Below are 16,635 nucleotides of genomic sequence, written 5' to 3'. Positions count from 1 at the left end.
TTCAGCCCTTGCCGATCTCGTCCAACCTGTGCTGCAGGCTCAGCTTGTCCAACTCCTCGAAGGGCAAGTTCACGAAGATCGAAATCCTGTTGTTCAGCATCCGGTAGGCTTCGCTGAAGGCCAGCCGTTTCTCGGCCTCGTTGCCTTCCGCCCTGACCGGGTCGGGCACACCCCAATGGGCGGTCATCGGCTGGCCGGGCCAAACCGGGCAGACCTCCTGCGCGGCCTGATCGCAGACGGTGAACACGAAATCCATCCCGGGCGCACCGACACCGGCGAATTCGTCCCAGCTCTTGGTCCGCACGCTTTCGGTGCCGTGATTGAGCCGCTTCAGCAGGTCGGTCGTATAGGGATGGGGCGCATCCGCCGGCTGCGACCCGGCGGAATAGGCGCGGAACCGCCCGCGGCCTTCGCGCTTCATGATCGCTTCGGCCATCAGCGAACGGGCGGAATTTCCGGTGCACAGAAACAGAATGTTCTTCATTTCATCCATCACAGTTTTCTCAGCACTCGCAGGCAATCGAATCCAGCACCGGACGGCACAGATCGGGTTCGCCGCCACAGCAATCTTCCATCAGGAAGGTCAGCAACCCGCGCAGCCCCTCCATATCGGCGAAATAGCGGATCGACCGGCCTTCGCGCAGATTGCGCACCAGCCCGGCCTGGAACAGCACCGACAGGTTTGCCGACATGGTGTTCTGTTTCACGCCCAAAGCGTCCGAGATTTCGCCCGCGGCCATGCCCTTGGGTCCGGCCTGCACCAGAAGCCGGAAGGCATCCAGGCGGCTGGCCTGCGACAGGGCGGCGAAAGCGGCGAGTGTTTTTTCTTTATCCATAATTCATGATATATGGATATGACTGGCGGAACGCAACAGCAGACTACACCCCGCAAGGTGAAACTTCTGTGACAGTGCTTTCAGGTTTCAGACCGGGCGGCCCTACAAACAATCGCCTACATCGTTTCCAGGCAATGGCGCCGGAAGGCGCGTTTGAGCATGTCCAGCTCTTCGCGCAGCAGGGTGATCTCGGCGCGGATATCGTCGGCCAAAGCTTCGCCCGCGAGGATCGAAAAGCTTTCCAGCGTCTCGCCGCTGTCGGCATCGCGGATCAGGAAGCTCTGCACCCCGTCCGACAGCAGTTCGGCCGGGATCGGCACCCGCAACACCCAATGGTCCTTTTCGCCATCCTCGATCAGCTCCACCCCGGACAGCGGCTTTTCCAGATGGGTCACCTCGATCTGCGGCTGGATGCGAAACTGCGCGCTGCTGCTCAGCACGCCTTCCCAAACCCCTTCGAACAGGCGCGTTTTGGTCAGTGTCAGGTCGGTCATCGCGGATGGTCCTTACAGTTCGGCCCGGGGGCGGCGGCTGAATGTCAGGTCACGCAGGATGACCTGGTTCATTTGGGGGCCTTCGAAAATCAGGTCGAGCCAGGCGCGTTCCACCCGCTTTTCGTTCATCTTGGTATAGGCCAGGTCGAATTCGACCATGATTTCCTCTTCGTGCAGCGGCAATTCGCGCACGATCTGTTCGGTATTGGGGCCGTGGCGGATGTTCAGCCGCGCGAAAATCTCCAGCGGCTGTTCCATTTCCACGATCGTATCCATCCGCAGCAGGTGCCGCCGCTTCAGCCCCTGCACCGCCTCGGGCGGCAGGTCGATCACCACCGACAGGAACGACCCGTCGAACTTGAACACGTCCATCCGCAGCCCGAACGGCGCCAGGTCGGCGGCGCGCGTATTGCGCAGCTGGCGCAGGGTCAGTTCGGAAAAGGCGCAATCGTGGAACAGCGTCACCTCGTCGCCGAGCTGGCTTTTGTTCTGCACCGTGGACAGGCCCGGCACCGGCAGCGGCCCGCGCCACAGCTGCGGCCGCCAGGCCCAGTCCGACCCCTGCGGCTTGTGGAAACTGGTCGATCCGATCATCGGCAGCGCCAGCCGGCTGTCGGCCACGTGGATCAGTTCGTTCAGGTGATAGCGCAGTTCGCGCGCCCGGGTCCGCTGCCGCCGCAGCACCGGCAGGTCGGTGTCCTTGGCGTCGCGCGCGGTCTTGGCCCAGCGGCGCAGGGCGCGCTTGGCAATGACGTCCCTGAGGAATTTGCGGCCGCTCATGCCTGCCATCTGTTCCGCCCCATTCTGACTGCTCTTGCCCCGTTCTAGCGATTAGGGATCAACTAAACAAATCCGCAAAGATTTTTTTCACGCCCCGGCGCTTGCGCCCGGGCGGTGTCGTTTCATCTTCCATGCCATCCGAAGTGCCGGGCCGGGCCACCGGCCGGATCGCCGCCAGCGGATCGGCGGCAGGATCAGGCACGGCATCGATCGCCGGGTCGACCGCCGGCAGCGGCTCAACCGCCGCCGCGATCACCGGCACGGCCCCGGCAGGCGGGCCATAGACCGGCTGCATCTGCGGGCTTTCCTCGCGCAACTGCTCGGCCTGCCAACTCAGCATGGTCAGCCCCTTTTCGCCGGTCACCGCGCTGCCCTTGGGGCCATAGACCGCCAGCCCCACCATCTTGCCGTTCAGCACCATCATCGCGCGCCAGTGGCGCGGGTCGTCTTCGGGCGTCAGCCCCTCGGGCGCTTCGACCTGCACGATGGTCAGCCCGTCGCCATGTATCCGGCGCAGCAGCTTGCGGTCGCCCAGGGCGGCGGCGATTTCTTCGGCATCGGGTTCCGGCGCCTCCGAATGGCGCGGCACCGCGGCGATAGTCATCACCACCGGTTCGACATCGTAGCCGCTGATATATCCGGTCAGGGTTTCGCAGCTGGCCAGCAGGGCGAAACCGCCCGTCGCGCCGCTGCGCAGGGTTTCGCGCTGGATGCAATAGCCCTGCGGCGCCACCACAACCACGTCGCCCCCGGCCAGTTCGGCCCGGTGTAGCCCCAGGTCCGGCGCCTCGTCTTCTTCGCCGCCGAAACCACTCAGAGACAGGCAGCCCGAGAGGGACATCAGCAACACGCCCGCCACGACCGCGCGCAATGCGGATTTTGCCTTGCCGTCGATCATTGCAGCGGCCATCCCCCCGGTGCCATACCTGTCTGCCATACCCGTTATGCGCCGGTCCACCAGACACCGCCGCATGGTGTTTTCTTCGTCTTTTCTTTGGGATAGCCAAGCCGCCCCAACCGCACAAGTCCGTTTGTCGCAAAGCGCCCCTGTTCCGGCGCACCGTTCCCCCCTATGATCACCGCCAAAGCAAATCAGACGGCGCCGCCGCCAGGACCACAGGCATGCACCCAGATTATTCCGCCCACGCGGCTTTCGTCAGCCCGGCCCGGCCCCGGGCCGAAGCCTGGCGGCTGATCGCCGGGCTGATCATGGCGACGGTGATCTATATCGGGCTGCTGCAGGCGCTCGACGCGTGCGTGATGATCGTGCTGGGCGATGACGGCTATTTCGATTTCAGGACCATGCTTGAGACCGGCAACAGCCCGGCGGGTACGCTGTACCTGCTGGGCAGCTTCGTCTGCATGGCCGTCGCGGTCAGCGCCGTGGCGCATCAGCTGCACGGGCGGTCGCCGCTGTCGCTGCTGGGGCCGCCCCGGCTGGCGCTGCGGCAGGGTTGGCGGGTGCTGCGGGTGAACGCGCTGATATTCCTGGCGATCTGGCTGCTGCCGCCCGCCGAATGGTCCGCCGACCTGGTGCCGCAACGGCCTTTCGGCGACTGGGTGTTGCTGCTGCCGCTGGCCCTGCCCGCGCTGCTGATCCAGACCGGGACCGAAGAACTGGTGTTTCGCGGCTATGTCCAGCAACAGCTGGCGGCGCGGTTCAAGGCGACCGCGGTGTGGATGCTGGGCCCGGCGCTGCTGTTCGGGCTGCTGCATTACCGCCCCGAGGCGGGGGCGAACGCCTGGCTCTTCATCGGCTGGGCGGCGGCGTTTTCGCTGGCCGCGTCGGACCTGACCGCGCGGGCGGGGACGCTGGGCCCGGCCATCGCGCTGCATTTCGCCGCCAATGCCTGGGCGATCCTGATCTATTCGCAGGACGAAACCCTGTCGGGCCTGTCGCTCTATCATCAGCCGATCGACCTTGCCGATGCCGACACGGTGACGCCGCTGCTGCTGGTCGATCTGGGCACGCTTTTCGTCAGCTGGCTGGCCGCGCGGCTGGCGCTGCGGCGCTAGGGGGGATCATGCGCGCCTATCGCCCCCATTCCGATTTCATCGCCACTGCCCGGCTGACCCCCGAAGTGTCGCGGCTGATCTTCGGCGTGATCGCCATCGAACTGCTTTACGGGCTGGGGCTCGATATCATCAGCGCGGTGCTGGACTCGTTCCCGCCGCAGATCGGCGACGCCTATTACTACGGCACCACCGCTGCCGGCCTGCTGGCGCAGTTGTTCAGCTTCGCGCTGCTGGGCGGGTCGGTGATGCTGGTCGCCCGCTACCTGAATTTCCGCCCGCCGATGAGCCTGGTCGGCCCGGTCGAGCCTGCGAAGGAAGGCTTCATGCTGGCGCTTTTCGCCGGGCTTGGCACCTTCCTTCTGATCGAGATTCTGCCGCCCTACTGGTCCACCGCCGGGGCCGATACGCTGGGCGTGGGGCGCTGGCTGCTGCTGCTGCCCTTCGCCCTGGCCGGTCTGACGGTGCAGGTCGCCGCCGAGGAACTGCTTTATCGCGGCTATATCCAGCAACAGCTGGCCGCGCGCTTCCCGTCGACCTGGATCTGGATGATCGGGCCGAACCTCCTGTTCGCCGCGGCGCATTGGGAAAGCGGCACCGATCCAGTTGACGCGATGGAATACGTCACCTGGGCCTTCTTCTTCGGGCTGGTCGCCTCGGACCTGACCGCGCGCACCGGCAGCTTGGGCGCGGCGGTCGGGTTCCACCTGGCCAATAACGTCTATGCCTTCCTGTTCTTTTCCGAACGCGGCGCGCCGGATTCGGGGCTGGCGCTGTTCCTGTTCCCGCCCTCCACCGACCTGTTGCCGCCCTCTGTCACCGCCGAACCGTTCCCGTCGCTGGGGCTGGTCGTCGAACTGGGAACATTGCTGGTCATGTGGCTTGCGACGCGAATGGTGCTAAGGCGCTGATTGCATTTCCGCCGCGCGGGGCTTATCTGACTGCTCTAAACGAGACCAAGGGGTCAAACAGCTCATGAACTGGATCACCAACTACGTCCGCCCGCGGATCAACTCGATCTTCTCGCGCCGCGAGGTGCCTGAAAATCTGTGGACCAAATGCGACGAATGCGGAACCATGCTGTTCCACCGCGAACTGAGCGACAACCTCAACGTCTGCACCAATTGCGGCCACCACATGGCGATCACCCCGCGCGACCGTTTCACCGGGCTGTTCGACGGCGGCATCTTCACCGAGGTCGAGGTCCCCGACCCGATCGCCGACCCGCTGCATTTCCGCGACCAGAAGAAATATCCCGACCGGATGAAGGCCGCGCAAAAGAAGACCGGCGAAAAGGAAGCGATGCTGGTCGCCATGGGCGAGATTGGCCGCACGCCCGTAGTCGCCGCGGCGCAGGACTTTTCCTTCATGGGCGGCTCGATGGGCATGTATGTCGGCAACGCGATCATCGCGGCGGCCGAAAAGGCGGTCGAACTGAAACGCCCGCTGATCCTGTTTTCCGCAGCCGGCGGCGCCCGCATGCAGGAAGGCATCCTGTCGCTGATGCAGATGCCGCGCACCACCGTCGCGGTGCAGATGCTGAAGGAAGCGAACCTGCCTTACATCGTGGTGCTGACCCATCCGACCACAGGCGGGGTCACCGCATCCTACGCGATGCTGGGCGACGTGCAGATCGCCGAACCCAACGCGCTGATCTGCTTTGCCGGTCCGCGGGTGATCGAACAGACGATCCGCGAAAAGCTGCCCGAAGGGTTCCAGCGCGCCGAATACCTGCTGGATCACGGGATGCTGGACCGCGTGACCAAGCGCACCGAGATGCGTGACGAACTGGTCACCATCATCCGCATGCTGATGGGCCAGCCCCCCGCGATCAAGGGCGACCTGCCCGCCCCCGACGAGGCGACGCCGCCGGAAACGGCGGAGGAGCCCGCTGCCGAAAACGCCAAGAAATGACAAGTGGTTCCGACGCCATCCTTGAGAGGATGATGGCGCTGCACCCCAAGATCATCGACCTGACGCTGGACCGGATGTGGCGGCTGCTGGATGCGCTCGGCAATCCGCAGGACAAGCTGCCGCCGGTGATCCATATCGCCGGCACCAACGGCAAGGGATCGACCCAGGCGATGATCCGCGCCGGGCTGGAAGCCGCAGGAAAGCGCGTGCACGCCTATACCTCGCCGCACCTGGCGCGCTTCCACGAACGTATCCGGCTGGCGGGCGAGCTGATTTCCGAACAGCACCTGAGCGAGGTGCTGGACGAATGCTATGCCGCCAACGACGGCGGCAACATCACCTATTTCGAAATCACCACCTGCGCCGCGATCTTGGCGATGTCGCGGGTCGAAGCCGATTACACCCTGCTGGAAGTCGGCCTCGGCGGTCGCCTGGACGCCACCAACGTGATCGAAAAACCCGCGCTGACCATCATCACGCCGGTGTCCATCGACCACGAACAGTTCCTCGGCGACACGCTGACCAAGATCGCAGGCGAAAAGGCCGGGATCATCAAGCGCGGCGTCCCCTGCGTGGTGGGTCCGCAACAGGACGAGGCGATGGATGTGATCGAAGCCACCGCCGCCCGCCTCGGCGCGCCGCTGATCGCCTATGGCCAGCACTGGCACGCGTTCGAGGAACGCGGGCGGCTGATCTTCCAGGACGAGAACGGGCTTCTCGACCTGCCGCTGCCGAACCTGCCCGGCGCACACCAGATCCAGAACGCGAGCGCCGCCCTGGCCGCTTTGCGCCACCTGAACATGGGTGAAGCCGCCTATGAGGCCGCCGTCAGCAAAGCCTTCTGGCCCGCCCGGATGCAGCGGCTGAAACAGGGCCCGCTGATCGACGCCGCGCCCGAGGCCGAACTCTGGCTCGACGGCGGGCACAACGCCGCCGCGGGGCAGGCGCTGGCGGCGCATCTGGCCACCCTGCCGCACCGCCCGACCCATCTGGTCTGCGGCATGCTCAACACCAAGGACATCGCGGGCTACCTGACGCCGATGGCCCCGCATGCGGCAAGCCTGACCGCCGTGTCGATCCCGGGCGAGGCCAACACCCTGCCCGCCGAGGTCACCGCAGACGCCGCAACCCGCGCCGGGATGACGGCCAGCACCGCCGGATCGGTCACCGAGGCCGTCGCGAAAATCGCCGCCACCGACCCCCATGCCCGCATCCTGATCTGCGGATCGCTCTACCTCGCGGGCGCCATTCTGCGCGAAAACGGCTGAAAGAGAGCACCCTATACGAATTATCAGCGCCGATTCGGGGAAATCGAATCGGTGCCTGTTGACTGATTCGCACTGATTCGCCTAGATTCGAATCATCGGAATTCGAGGGCGCGGGGCATCGCCCTTTCCGTTCCACACTCTGCCGGAACGGAATATCGACAGGTTGACAGGCAGGACAGGAAAGAGGGGCCGATCCAACGGCCCCCTTTCTTTTTTGGGCGACAGTTTTCCGCGAAACCCAATCCTCGCCCTCACGACGAGTTTACGATCCCCTCGCTTTTCATCGCCGCGGCCTGCGATACCATCAGCTGGCCGGACAGGGCGAATGACAGCTCAGGAGATTCGATATGGCCTACACCTATGACCGCCTGCTTGCGGGCACCGCGATCGACGACGCCGACAAACGCGTGCGCGCGGCGCTGATGGAAAACGGTTTCGGCGTTCTGACCGAAATCGACGTGCAGGCCACGATGAAGAAGAAGATCGACCAGGACATGGACGGCTACCGCATCCTTGGCGCCTGCAACCCCAAGATGGCGTGGGAAGCCATCGGTCTGGAAGCGCGGATCGGCGCGATGCTGCCTTGCAATGTCATCCTACGCCAAGTCGAGGGCGGCACCGAAGTCAGCGCGATCGATCCGGTCGCGTCGATGGCGGCGGTGGACAACGCGGAGCTTCACCGCGTCGCCGGTCAGGTGCGGGACATGCTGAAAACCGCGGTCGACGCGGCCTGATCCGGGCCGGGTAGTGCCGCAGGAAGGGCGGATTGGGGGCCAGCCCCCAAACCCCCGGGATATTTCTGAACAGAAGAAGAGCTGAGGAAGATCAGCTGGCCCAGTCTTCCGACTGCATTTCGCGCAACCGGCTGGCGGTGCGTTCGAATTCGAACACGCCCTCGCCCTCGATATAAAGGCTTTCGGGGACGTCGGCGGCGGAACAGATCAGCCGCACCTTCGCCTCGTAGAGCGCGTCTATCAGGGTGACGAAGCGCTTGGCCTCGTTGAAATTGCTGCGGCCCAGCCGCGGGATGTCTTCGAGGATCAGAACCTTCACCGCCTCGGCCAGCGCCAGGTAATCGCCCGCGCCCAGCATCCTTCCGCACAGGTCATAGAACCCGGCCCGCGCCACCCCGTTGCGGAATTGCGGAATTTCCACCTCGCGCCCCTTGACCTTGAGCACCAGCTTTTCCGCCTCGCCGCCGCTGAGATGTTCCCAGACTTCGCGGATCTTCTGCCGGCTGTCGTCGTTGACCGGGGTGAAATAGACCGGCGCACCGCTGAGCCGGTTTTGCCTGTAATCGCGCGGGCTGATCAGTTCCCAGACCACCATCTTCTGCTTCAGCATGCCGATGAAGGGCAGGAACAGCTGCCGGTTCAGCCCGTTCTTGTACAGGTCGTCCGGCACGCGGTTCGAGGTGGTCACCACCACGACGCCCGCCTTGAACAGGATCTCGAACAGCCGGCCGACGATCATCGCATCGGTGATGTCGGTGATCTGCATCTCATCAAAAGCCAGGACCTTGACCTCTTTGGCGACCTTTTCGGCCACCGGGGCCAGCGAATCCTCGACGCCCTGCTGCCGCGCCTGGTGAATCCCGTCCTGGATTTCCTGCATGAAGGCGTGGAAATGCACCCGGCGCACCGGCACGTTCAGGCTTTCGACGAAGAGGTCCATCAGCATCGACTTGCCGCGCCCGACCCCACCCCAGAGGTAAAGCCCCTTCGGCGGTTCCGGCGGCTTGCGGAACAGCCCCTTCTTCACCGGCTTGTCCAGCGCCGCGCGGATGCGGTCCAGTTCGGGCAGCACCGCTTCCTGCGCCGGGTCGTGGTGCAGTTCGCCAGCGGCGGCGCGGGAAGCATATATGTCCTGAATCCGGGTCATGGCATCGACATAACCAAAGCATGGGGCAAGCGAAAGGGGCGAAGTCCACCACGGCATACCGTTCACGTTTCGTGACGTTCCGTATGCCGAATGGTGAATTGACCCCGTGCCGCTTTGCCAACACACTCCGCCGCGAAGAGGAGCCCCCGATGCAACAGCGCACCCCCCTGATGAACCCGGTCCTGATCGTGGGCTGCATCATCATCCTGACCGGTTTCGCCATCCGCGCCAGTTTCGGCGTGTTCCAGATCCCGATCGCCGAGGAATTCGGCTGGCTGCGCAGCGAATTCAGCCTCGCCATCGCGATCCAGAACCTGGCCTGGGGCATCGGCCAGCCGATTTTCGGCGCCGTCGCCGAGAAGCTGGGCGACCGCCGCGCCATCGTGATGGGGGCGCTTACCTACGCATTGGGGCTGGTGCTGTCGTCGTTCTCAACGACCCCGCAGGCGCATCAGATGTACGAGGTCCTGGTGGGATTCGGCATCGCGGGCACTGGGTTCGGGGTGATCCTGGCCGTAGTGGGCCGCGCGTCCTCGGACGAAAACCGGTCGATGTCGCTTGCCATCGCCACCGCCGCCGGGTCGGCGGGGCAGGTGTTCGGCGCGCCCTTGGCGGAATACCTGCTGAGCTTCATGTCCTGGCAGAACGTGTTCCTCGCCTTCGCGGCCTCGATCCTCTTGGTGCTGATGTTCCTGCCGCTGATGCGGGCGCCGACCCCGGTCGCCACCAAGGCCGAATTGCAGGAAAGCATGGGGGCGATCCTGCTGCGCGCCGCGCGCGATCCGTCCTATGCGATGATCTTCCTCGGGTTCTTTTCCTGCGGGTATCAGCTGGCCTTCATCACCGCGCATTTCCCCGCCTTCGTGACCGAAATGTGCGGCCCGATCCTGCCCGGCGGGGTGCTGCATTCGGTCGGCATCACCTCGACCTCGGCGCTTGGCGCGGTGGCGATTTCGCTCATCGGTCTGGCCAATATCGGCGGCACCTTGTTCGCCGGCTGGCTCGGCAACCGCTATTCCAAGAAATACCTGCTGGCGGGGATCTACACGCTGCGCACCTTCGTCGCCGCCGCCTTCATCCTGACCCCGATGACGCCCGCGACGGTGATCCTGTTTTCGGTCTCGATGGGGGCGCTGTGGCTGGCGACGGTGCCGCTGACATCCGGTTTGATCGCGCATCTCTACGGGCTGCGCTACATGGGAACGCTTTACGGCATCGTGTTCTTCAGCCACCAGCTGGGAAGCTTCATGGGCGTCTGGCTGGGCGGGCGGATGTATGACCTTTACGGCTCTTACGAGGCCGTCTGGTGGATCGGGGTCGGCGTCGGCGCGTTTTCGGCGCTCATTCACCTGCCGGTGCGGGAAAAGCGGGCGGCAGCGGTGGCCTGAGGCAGGCGCAACGAAGGGCCGCGCCCTAGCTTTCCGCCAGAAACGCCTGCATCGCCGCCATCACCTCGCCCGTGTGGGTATAGGTCACGCCGTGGCCTGCGCCCGCGACCACCACGTGTTGCGCGGCGGGGTTCCAGCGCTCCACCGCCGCCTTGGCGCGGATCGGGATCGTAACGTCCTCGGCGCCCCAGATCGCCAGCACCGGCAGGCCCGAAGCCGCGATGGCGCGATGATCCTCCTCCTGCACCTGGCCCAGCATGTGGCGCAGCGATGACAGGACAGCCGGGATGAAGCCGCGCCAGCGCAGCTCGGCCTGTTGCAGATCGACGATGCCGGGCACCGATGTCGGCAGGTCGCGTTCGGCCTCGGTCGCCTTGCGATGGCCGCTCGGGAATCTGGTCAGCATCAACCAGTCGCCCAGCACCGGCACCCCGCGCACGAAGCGCGCCGTCGGGTCCAGCAAGGGTTCGGTCCCCGCCGGGGCCAGCAGGATCAGCCCCCCGGCCCGGCCGGGATGGGCGGCGGCGAAGGCGGCGGAAATCGCCCCGCCCATGGAATAGCCGACCAGCGTGAACCCGTCCGCGACGCCCTGATCCTTCAGCAGGTCCTGCAACTGGCGCAGGAAGAAGGCGCGGTTCTGCGCGCCACCGGGCCGGTCGGAATAGCCGCGCCCATAGAGGTCGTAGCTCAGCACCCGGTATCCTTGCTCGACCAACCCTTCGGCGACACCACCCCAAACGAAGGCAGGGGTGGTCAGCCCGTGCACCAGCACCACGACCGGGCCGTTTTCAGGCCCCTGCCAGATGTAATGGGTGACGCCCTGCGACAGCTCCGCGAACTGCCCCGGTGCCGATTGCCGCGCCTGCGCCCCCATGCGCGGGCGCAGCGCCTCGCGCAAGAAGGGCGCGGCCAGCACGACCGCGACAAGGATCAGGACCCAGGTCACCGCGCCGCCTGCCAGCGGTCAAGGATATAGCGCCCGGTCATCAGGTCCAGATGCGCGCCGCCGCCATTCTTGAACAGGGTGATTTCGTCATCCGATTGCCGTTTGAAGGCATCGAGATCGTAATAATCCGCCACCAGGTGATCGCGGCTGATCGCGCCGGTTTTCAGCGGAATCTCGATTTCGCCGATATGGCCGATCGTGGTGCCGAAATTGTCGACGAAGACCCGGGCGCGCTGCAGCGCCTCGTCGTCGGCCTCGCGCATGTCGGGGCGATAGGCGCCGATCAGGTCGACATGCTGCCCCGGCTGCAGCCATGCACCCTTCAGATTAGGTTCGGTGCTCATCGTGGCGCTGGTGATGATGTCGGCCTGGCGCACCGCGTGTTCCAGATCCTCGGCCACTGTCATGCCCGGGAAATCCTCGGCCATCGACCGGGCATTCGCCGCGGTCCGGTTCCAGACGGTGAATTCGGCCATCGGGAAGGCCGCACCGTAAGCCTGCCGCAAGGACCGCCCGACGGTGCCCGCGCCGATGATCAGGATGTTGCGGCTGTCGGGCCGCGCCAGCCGGGTCGCCGCCAGCAGGCTGTCTCCGGCGGTCTTCCACTTGGTCACCAGGTGGAAATCGACCATCGCCTCCAGCATGCCGTCGCGATCGCCGTACAGCGCCATGCCGCCGTTGACCATCGGCTTGTCCTGTTTCGGATTGCCGGGGAACACGGTGGCCGATTTCACCGCCAGACCCAGCCCATCGATCCAGGCCGCCCGGTTCAGCAGCGTGTCTTCGCCACGATAGAGGAAACTGTCCGCCACCTCGGCCTTGGGCAGCTTGTGACCCGCCGCCAGGGCCTCGATGAAATCCAGCCAGTCCAGCAGCGCCTCGCCCTCGTCGAAGGGAATAATGGGAATGCTCATGCCGCTTCCTCCTTGCTCAGTAATCCATGATCGACCAGGCAATCGGCCCAGCCCTGCGGGTGTTCGAACAGATGCACCCGCCAACCCCGCCGCTTGGCCGCATCGATATTTTCGGGCCTGTCATCGGTGAACAGCAAGTCCCCGGGCGCGAACCCGCTACCCTGTTCCAGCGCGTGGTAAATGCCCGGATCGGGTTTGATTTCCTTCAGATGCGCCGACACGTAGCGCTGATCGAACAGGTCCAGGAACGGGTAATGCGCCCGCGCGATTTCGAAGGTCTCAGTGCCGAAATTGCTCAGCGCCAGAACCGGGATGCCCTTGGCCTTCAACGCCCGCAGCACCCGCACCGAGTGCGGAATTTCGGGGCTGGCCATTTCGATCCAGCGGCTGGCCCAAAGACCGATTTCCTCGCCGAACTCGGGATGCGCCCGCGCCGCCTCGCCGATCGTGTCATGCAGCGGTTCTCCCCGGTCCACCCGCAGGTTAAATCCATGCAGATCGACCGCATCGAACAGCGCCTTGCGCCGCTCCGGCCCGATGGCCGCGTCATAGAACCGTTCCGGGTCGTATTCGATCAACACCCGCCCGATATCGAAAACCACCGCCTTGGGCATCATCCCGCCCCCTTCGCCTTGCGCAGCACCCGTTCCAGCGCATCGAGAAACCGCGACCGGTCCGCCTTGGAAAAGGCCCTGCCGCCGCCCTGCCGGAACGGATCGGCGGCGCGCAGGTCATACATCAGGTCGCGGGTGGCCAGCGCGTTACCGACATTGGCCTCGGTCAGCGCCTCGCCATTGGGTTTCAGCACAAGCGCCCCGTTGCCCACGCATTTCGCCGCCAGCGGAATGTCCTGCGTCACCACCACGTCGCCGGGCCCCGCCCGGTCGGCGATCCACATATCGGCCACGTCCGGGCCTTCGGGCACGATCACCGTTTCGACCAGCGGGTTCGCCGGTGGCCGGATACCGCCATTGCTGACCAGAACCATCTTCACCTTATGCCGGGTCGCGACCCGTTCGGCCTCGGCTTTCACCGGGCAGGCATCGGCGTCGATGTAGACGGTCATTCGTACAGCGCCTCGGCGTGGAAGGTCACGTGGTCTTCCATGAAGGTGGAGACGAAGAAATAGCTGTGATCGTATCCCTTCTGCAGCCGCAGATCGGCAGGCACCCGGCGCGCGGCGACGGCCTCGGCCAATGCTTCGGGCATCAGCAGGTCGATGAACTGATCCGAGGTGCCCTGATCGATCAGAAGCGGGATATCCAGCCCCTTGTCGCGCATCAGCAGCGTCGCGTCATGCGTCGCCCATTTGCTTTCATCCGCGCCCAGGTAGGCGCCCAGCTGCTTCTTACCCCAATCGCTGGCCGTCGGATGGCAGATCGGCGAAAAGGCCGACACCGAGCGGAACCGCCCCGGCAAGGACATCGCCAGCGTCAGCGCCCCGTGCCCGCCCATCGAATGGCCGGTGATCGATTGTCGATCCTCGTCGATATCGAAATTCGCGGTGATCAGGCGCGGCAGTTCGTCGGCGACGTAATCCCACATGCGGAAATGCGGCGCCCAGGGATCCTGGGTGGCGTTGACGTAAAACCCCGCCCCCTGACCCAGATCGTAGGCGTCGTCATCCGCCACGCCCTCGCCCCGGGGCGAGGTATCGGGGAAGACCAGCGCGATCCCCTGCTCGGCCGCCCAGGCCTGCGCGCCCGCCTTGACCATGGCGTTTTCATGGGTGCAGGTCAGCCCCGACAGGTACCACAGGACGGGCACCGGATGATCCTCGGCCTCCTGCGGCAGGAACAGCCCGAAGGTCATGTCGCACCCCGTGGCCTTGGACGGGTGCTTGTAAACCCCCTGCATGCCGCCGAAACATTTGTTTTCAGAAATGGTTTCCATCGCGCCCTCCGATCCGGTTTGCCCCATGGCTAACCCAGCACCGGGCGCGCGGCAAGCTTATGCGCTAGCCGATCCAGGCAATCACCGCCGAAACGGTGAAAATGCTCAAAGCGGTGGAAATCAGGATCGTCGCCGACACCCGGTGCGGCGCCACCCCGTAATGCTGCGCCAGGATATAGACGTTGCCCGCCACCGGCAGCGAGGCGGCGGCGATCATCACGCCCGCCGCATAGCGCTCCACCTCGAACAGGACCAGCGCCGCAACGGCCACCGCCGCCGGATGCAGCACCAGCTTGCAAAAGGACAGCCAGCCCGCCGTGGTCAGCCGCTCGGCCGATTTCGATGCCAAGGAAGCGCCGATCGCGAACAGCGCCCCCGGCGTCGCCGCAGCCCCCAGGATCGACACGAATTCGTTCAGCGGGTCCGGGATCGGGATTTGCAGCGCCGCCCAGCTCAGCCCGACGGCGATCGACACGATCATCGGGTTCTTCAGCAGCCCCAGCCCCACGGTGCGCAACACGCCCAGCGATACCCGCCCGTCGCGCGACCCGGTGATCAGGATCACGATCAGGCTGCCGAACACGATCAGGTCCACCGCCAGCACCAGCATGACCGGCCCGATCGCCTGTTCGCCCAAGAGCAGCACCAGCATCGGCACGCCGAGAAACCCGACATTGCCGATCACCGCGCATTGCGCCTCGACCGCCGCCTCCTCGATCCCGCGCCCGCGCAGCAGGGTGATGGCGGTGGCCAGCAGGTAAATCGCCGCCGTGCCGCAAAGGTAGGCCAGCACGAAACCGGTATCGTAGATCTCGCCCAGCGACAGGTTGGCCGAGAACCGGAACAGCATCGCCGAGAGCGCGAAATAGAACACGAAGCGGGTCAGCCAGGCGGTGGCCTCCTCGGGGAAAAACCGCATCCGCCCTGCGCCATAGCCCAATCCGATGATCAGGAAGAACGGCAGCGTCTTGAGAAAGATTTCAATCATGGCGACTGCCTAGCACGGCTTGGCGCCCGGTCAAATCCCATTGCGCTTGTTGCGGGCGGGGAAAGGGGGCTGTCTGCCCCCTCTTGGCCTCCGGCCAATTCACCCCCGAGGATATTTCCGAACAGAAGAAGAAACGAAGCATTAACGTTAATGCGCTAGGCAAGACAGGCGGTACAGGCGGGGACGCCGATGACCGCAACAGGAGAAGCCCCCTGCGTTTCGTTTCCAGCGCAGGGGGTGATCCTATCACTTCTTCTGTTTTCAAATATCCCGGGGGAGTCGCGGCTTGCCGCGACGGGGGCAGCGCCCCCTAGCCCGATCCGATCAGCACACCGGCGGCGAAGACCAGCGCCCCGCCCAGCACCACCTGCATCGAGGCGCGCCAGAACGGCGTATCCATGTATTTGTTCTGGATCCAGGCGATCGCCCAAAGTTCCAGGAAGACCACGATGAAAGCCGTCACCGTCGCGGTCCAGAAATCCGGGATCAGATAGGGCAGCGCGTGGCCCAAGCCCCCCACCATGGTCATGATGCCCGACGCAAAGCCGCGCTTGGTCGGCGAGCCGCGGCCCGACAATTCGCCGTCATCCGAGGCCGCTTCGGTGAAGCCCATGGAAATCCCCGCGCCGACCGACGCGGCAAGCCCGACCAGGAAGGTGGTCCATGTGTCCTGGGTGGCGAAGGCGGTGGCAAAGATCGGCGCCAAGGTCGACACAGACCCGTCCATCAGTCCCGCCAGCCCCGGCTGCACCCAGGTCAGCACGAATTGCCGGTGCGCGGCGCGGTCTTCCTCGCCGCGGGTGTCTTCGTCGAGGATTTCCTCCGCCAGACCCTCGGCGTGATGCGCGTGGCCCGCCTCGGCCGCCGCCAGGTCGCCCAGCAACTTGCGCGTCGCCGCGTCGGTGGTGCGCTTGGCCGCCGCCAGGTAGAAATGTTCGGCGTCGTGTTCCATCGCCTCGGCCTCTTCGCGGATCCGGTCGAGGCCGAGATTTTCGATCAGCCAGACCGGGCGGCGGGCGTAATAGCCGGCCACGTGTTCGCGCCGGATCAGCGGGATGACCGGGCCGAACCGCTGATCATGCAGGTCGATCAGCAGCTGGCGGTGCTCGTCCTCTTCCGCCGCCATCGCATCGAAGAGTTTCGCGGAATCGGGATATTCGGCGCGCAGCCGCTGGGCATAGTTGCGATAGATCTGCGCGTCGTCTTCCTCCGACGAAATCGCCAGGGCCAGGATTTCCTGTTCGCTCAGATCCTTGAAATGCCGCCGCTGAATGGAAAAACGCATGGCTCACCTCTTTTAGAACGATTCTAAGTTATCCG

The 16,635-nt window shown here is 65.0% G+C and carries 19 protein-coding genes; 6 read left to right on the top strand and 13 right to left on the bottom strand.

Translation table 11 applies throughout. The features are described 5' to 3' along the window. Position 1 precedes the first annotated feature (1 nt). The 5 genes from GR167_RS09900 to GR167_RS09880 form a co-directional block, all read right to left on the bottom strand. A complete protein-coding gene (locus GR167_RS09900) occupies positions 2-484 on the bottom strand; it encodes an arsenate reductase ArsC (RefSeq protein WP_235915895.1) in 483 nt (160 codons plus the stop codon). 19 nt (positions 485-503) lie between these two features. Then, positions 504-836, bottom strand: coding sequence for an ArsR/SmtB family transcription factor (locus GR167_RS09895; RefSeq protein WP_160973298.1), 333 nt, complete (start codon positions 834-836; stop codon positions 504-506). A 116-nt stretch (positions 837-952) separates the two neighbouring features. Further along, a complete protein-coding gene (locus GR167_RS09890; protein WP_160973297.1) occupies positions 953-1,330 on the bottom strand; it encodes a hypothetical protein in 378 nt (125 codons plus the stop codon). A 12-nt stretch (positions 1,331-1,342) separates the two neighbouring features. After that, positions 1,343-2,119 carry a DUF6478 family protein gene (locus GR167_RS09885; protein WP_160973296.1) on the bottom strand — a complete coding sequence of 259 codons (777 nt, stop codon included), beginning with the start codon at positions 2,117-2,119 and terminating at the stop codon, positions 1,343-1,345. 49 nt (positions 2,120-2,168) lie between these two features. Continuing rightward, positions 2,169-3,047, bottom strand: a complete 879-nt coding sequence (locus GR167_RS09880; RefSeq protein WP_160973295.1) for a hypothetical protein — start codon at positions 3,045-3,047, stop codon at positions 2,169-2,171. Between the two features lie 185 nt (positions 3,048-3,232). Between GR167_RS09880 and GR167_RS09875 the strand changes: the two genes are divergently transcribed. The 5 genes from GR167_RS09875 to GR167_RS09855 all read left to right on the top strand — a co-directional run bounded on the left by GR167_RS09875 (position 3,233) and on the right by GR167_RS09855 (position 8,039). Further along, on the top strand, positions 3,233-4,126 hold the full coding sequence (locus GR167_RS09875) for a CPBP family intramembrane glutamic endopeptidase (RefSeq protein ID WP_160973294.1): 894 nt from the start codon (positions 3,233-3,235) through the stop codon (positions 4,124-4,126). A gap of 8 nt (positions 4,127-4,134) precedes the next feature. After that, positions 4,135-5,034, top strand: a complete 900-nt coding sequence (locus tag GR167_RS09870; RefSeq protein ID WP_160973293.1) for a CPBP family intramembrane glutamic endopeptidase — start codon at positions 4,135-4,137, stop codon at positions 5,032-5,034. A gap of 64 nt (positions 5,035-5,098) precedes the next feature. Beyond that, complete coding sequence (gene accD / locus GR167_RS09865; RefSeq protein ID WP_160973292.1) at positions 5,099-6,037, top strand: acetyl-CoA carboxylase, carboxyltransferase subunit beta; 939 nt, start codon at positions 5,099-5,101, stop codon at positions 6,035-6,037. Next, positions 6,034-7,305 (top strand): bifunctional folylpolyglutamate synthase/dihydrofolate synthase, encoded by a 1,272-nt coding sequence (locus tag GR167_RS09860; RefSeq protein ID WP_160973291.1) that lies wholly within the window; start codon positions 6,034-6,036, stop codon positions 7,303-7,305. Before accD ends, GR167_RS09860 begins: the two co-directional genes overlap by 4 nt. Before the next feature lie 347 nt (positions 7,306-7,652). Continuing rightward, positions 7,653-8,039, top strand: a complete 387-nt coding sequence (locus GR167_RS09855; protein ID WP_160973290.1) for a DUF302 domain-containing protein — start codon at positions 7,653-7,655, stop codon at positions 8,037-8,039. Positions 8,040-8,130: 91 nt separating this feature from the next. On the opposite strand, the gene zapE is transcribed toward GR167_RS09855, so the two are convergent. Beyond that, positions 8,131-9,186 carry a cell division protein ZapE gene (gene zapE, locus GR167_RS09850; RefSeq protein WP_160973289.1) on the bottom strand — a complete coding sequence of 352 codons (1,056 nt, stop codon included), beginning with the start codon at positions 9,184-9,186 and terminating at the stop codon, positions 8,131-8,133. A 149-nt stretch (positions 9,187-9,335) separates the two neighbouring features. On the opposite strand from zapE, the gene GR167_RS09845 reads away from it, so the two are divergent. Continuing rightward, positions 9,336-10,574: an MFS transporter gene (locus GR167_RS09845; RefSeq protein ID WP_160973288.1), complete on the top strand. Its 1,239-nt coding sequence runs from the start codon at positions 9,336-9,338 to the stop codon at positions 10,572-10,574. Between the two features lie 25 nt (positions 10,575-10,599). Here GR167_RS09845 and GR167_RS09840 read toward each other — a convergent pair whose 3' ends face one another. From GR167_RS09840 to mbfA, 7 genes are all read right to left on the bottom strand, one after another. Beyond that, the gene (locus GR167_RS09840) at positions 10,600-11,520 is read right to left on the bottom strand and encodes an alpha/beta fold hydrolase (RefSeq protein WP_160973287.1); all 921 of its coding nucleotides are present in this window, start codon (positions 11,518-11,520) and stop codon (positions 10,600-10,602) included. Beyond that, positions 11,517-12,434: an ornithine cyclodeaminase family protein gene (locus tag GR167_RS09835; protein WP_160973286.1), complete on the bottom strand. Its 918-nt coding sequence runs from the start codon at positions 12,432-12,434 to the stop codon at positions 11,517-11,519. The genes GR167_RS09840 and GR167_RS09835 overlap by 4 nt, the downstream gene beginning before the upstream one ends. Continuing rightward, a complete protein-coding gene (locus GR167_RS09830) occupies positions 12,431-13,051 on the bottom strand; it encodes an HAD family hydrolase (protein WP_160973285.1) in 621 nt (206 codons plus the stop codon). Before GR167_RS09830 ends, GR167_RS09835 begins: the two co-directional genes overlap by 4 nt. Then, the gene (locus tag GR167_RS09825; RefSeq protein WP_160973284.1) at positions 13,048-13,500 is read right to left on the bottom strand and encodes a YaiI/YqxD family protein; all 453 of its coding nucleotides are present in this window, start codon (positions 13,498-13,500) and stop codon (positions 13,048-13,050) included. Before GR167_RS09825 ends, GR167_RS09830 begins: the two co-directional genes overlap by 4 nt. Then, positions 13,497-14,327 carry an S-formylglutathione hydrolase gene (gene fghA / locus GR167_RS09820; RefSeq protein WP_160973283.1) on the bottom strand — a complete coding sequence of 277 codons (831 nt, stop codon included), beginning with the start codon at positions 14,325-14,327 and terminating at the stop codon, positions 13,497-13,499. The genes GR167_RS09825 and fghA overlap by 4 nt, the downstream gene beginning before the upstream one ends. A 64-nt stretch (positions 14,328-14,391) precedes the next feature. Next, positions 14,392-15,315 carry an AEC family transporter gene (locus tag GR167_RS09815; protein ID WP_160973282.1) on the bottom strand — a complete coding sequence of 308 codons (924 nt, stop codon included), beginning with the start codon at positions 15,313-15,315 and terminating at the stop codon, positions 14,392-14,394. 310 nt (positions 15,316-15,625) lie between these two features. Next, positions 15,626-16,600 (bottom strand): iron exporter MbfA, encoded by a 975-nt coding sequence (gene mbfA, locus GR167_RS09810; protein ID WP_160973281.1) that lies wholly within the window; start codon positions 16,598-16,600, stop codon positions 15,626-15,628. Positions 16,601-16,635 lie beyond the last annotated feature (35 nt).

The organism is Thalassovita mangrovi, assembly GCF_009857745.1.
GTDB classification, from domain to species: Bacteria; Pseudomonadota; Alphaproteobacteria; order Rhodobacterales; family Rhodobacteraceae; genus Thalassobius; species Thalassobius mangrovi.
Note: the sequence above shows the minus strand (reverse complement) of the source record. Positions and strands in the feature narration are given on the sequence as shown.

Coding starts and splice junctions, on each gene's coding strand:
- GR167_RS09885 (WP_160973296.1), bottom strand. CDS start 2,119: ATGGCAGGCATGAGCGGCCGCAAATTCCTCAGGGACGTCATTGCCAAG.
- GR167_RS09870 (WP_160973293.1), top strand. CDS start 4,135: ATGCGCGCCTATCGCCCCCATTCCGATTTCATCGCCACTGCCCGGCTG.
- fghA (WP_160973283.1), bottom strand. CDS start 14,327: ATGGAAACCATTTCTGAAAACAAATGTTTCGGCGGCATGCAGGGGGTT.
- GR167_RS09890 (WP_160973297.1), bottom strand. CDS start 1,330: ATGACCGACCTGACACTGACCAAAACGCGCCTGTTCGAAGGGGTTTGG.
- GR167_RS09830 (WP_160973285.1), bottom strand. CDS start 13,051: ATGATGCCCAAGGCGGTGGTTTTCGATATCGGGCGGGTGTTGATCGAA.
- GR167_RS09860 (WP_160973291.1), top strand. CDS start 6,034: ATGACAAGTGGTTCCGACGCCATCCTTGAGAGGATGATGGCGCTGCAC.
- GR167_RS09825 (WP_160973284.1), bottom strand. CDS start 13,500: ATGACCGTCTACATCGACGCCGATGCCTGCCCGGTGAAAGCCGAGGCC.
- GR167_RS09900 (WP_235915895.1), bottom strand. CDS start 484: ATGAAGAACATTCTGTTTCTGTGCACCGGAAATTCCGCCCGTTCGCTG.
- mbfA (WP_160973281.1), bottom strand. CDS start 16,600: ATGCGTTTTTCCATTCAGCGGCGGCATTTCAAGGATCTGAGCGAACAG.
- zapE (WP_160973289.1), bottom strand. CDS start 9,186: ATGACCCGGATTCAGGACATATATGCTTCCCGCGCCGCCGCTGGCGAA.
- GR167_RS09875 (WP_160973294.1), top strand. CDS start 3,233: ATGCACCCAGATTATTCCGCCCACGCGGCTTTCGTCAGCCCGGCCCGG.
- GR167_RS09895 (WP_160973298.1), bottom strand. CDS start 836: ATGGATAAAGAAAAAACACTCGCCGCTTTCGCCGCCCTGTCGCAGGCC.
- accD (WP_160973292.1), top strand. CDS start 5,099: ATGAACTGGATCACCAACTACGTCCGCCCGCGGATCAACTCGATCTTC.
- GR167_RS09815 (WP_160973282.1), bottom strand. CDS start 15,315: ATGATTGAAATCTTTCTCAAGACGCTGCCGTTCTTCCTGATCATCGGA.
- GR167_RS09880 (WP_160973295.1), bottom strand. CDS start 3,047: ATGGCAGACAGGTATGGCACCGGGGGGATGGCCGCTGCAATGATCGAC.
- GR167_RS09835 (WP_160973286.1), bottom strand. CDS start 12,434: ATGAGCATTCCCATTATTCCCTTCGACGAGGGCGAGGCGCTGCTGGAC.
- GR167_RS09855 (WP_160973290.1), top strand. CDS start 7,653: ATGGCCTACACCTATGACCGCCTGCTTGCGGGCACCGCGATCGACGAC.
- GR167_RS09845 (WP_160973288.1), top strand. CDS start 9,336: ATGCAACAGCGCACCCCCCTGATGAACCCGGTCCTGATCGTGGGCTGC.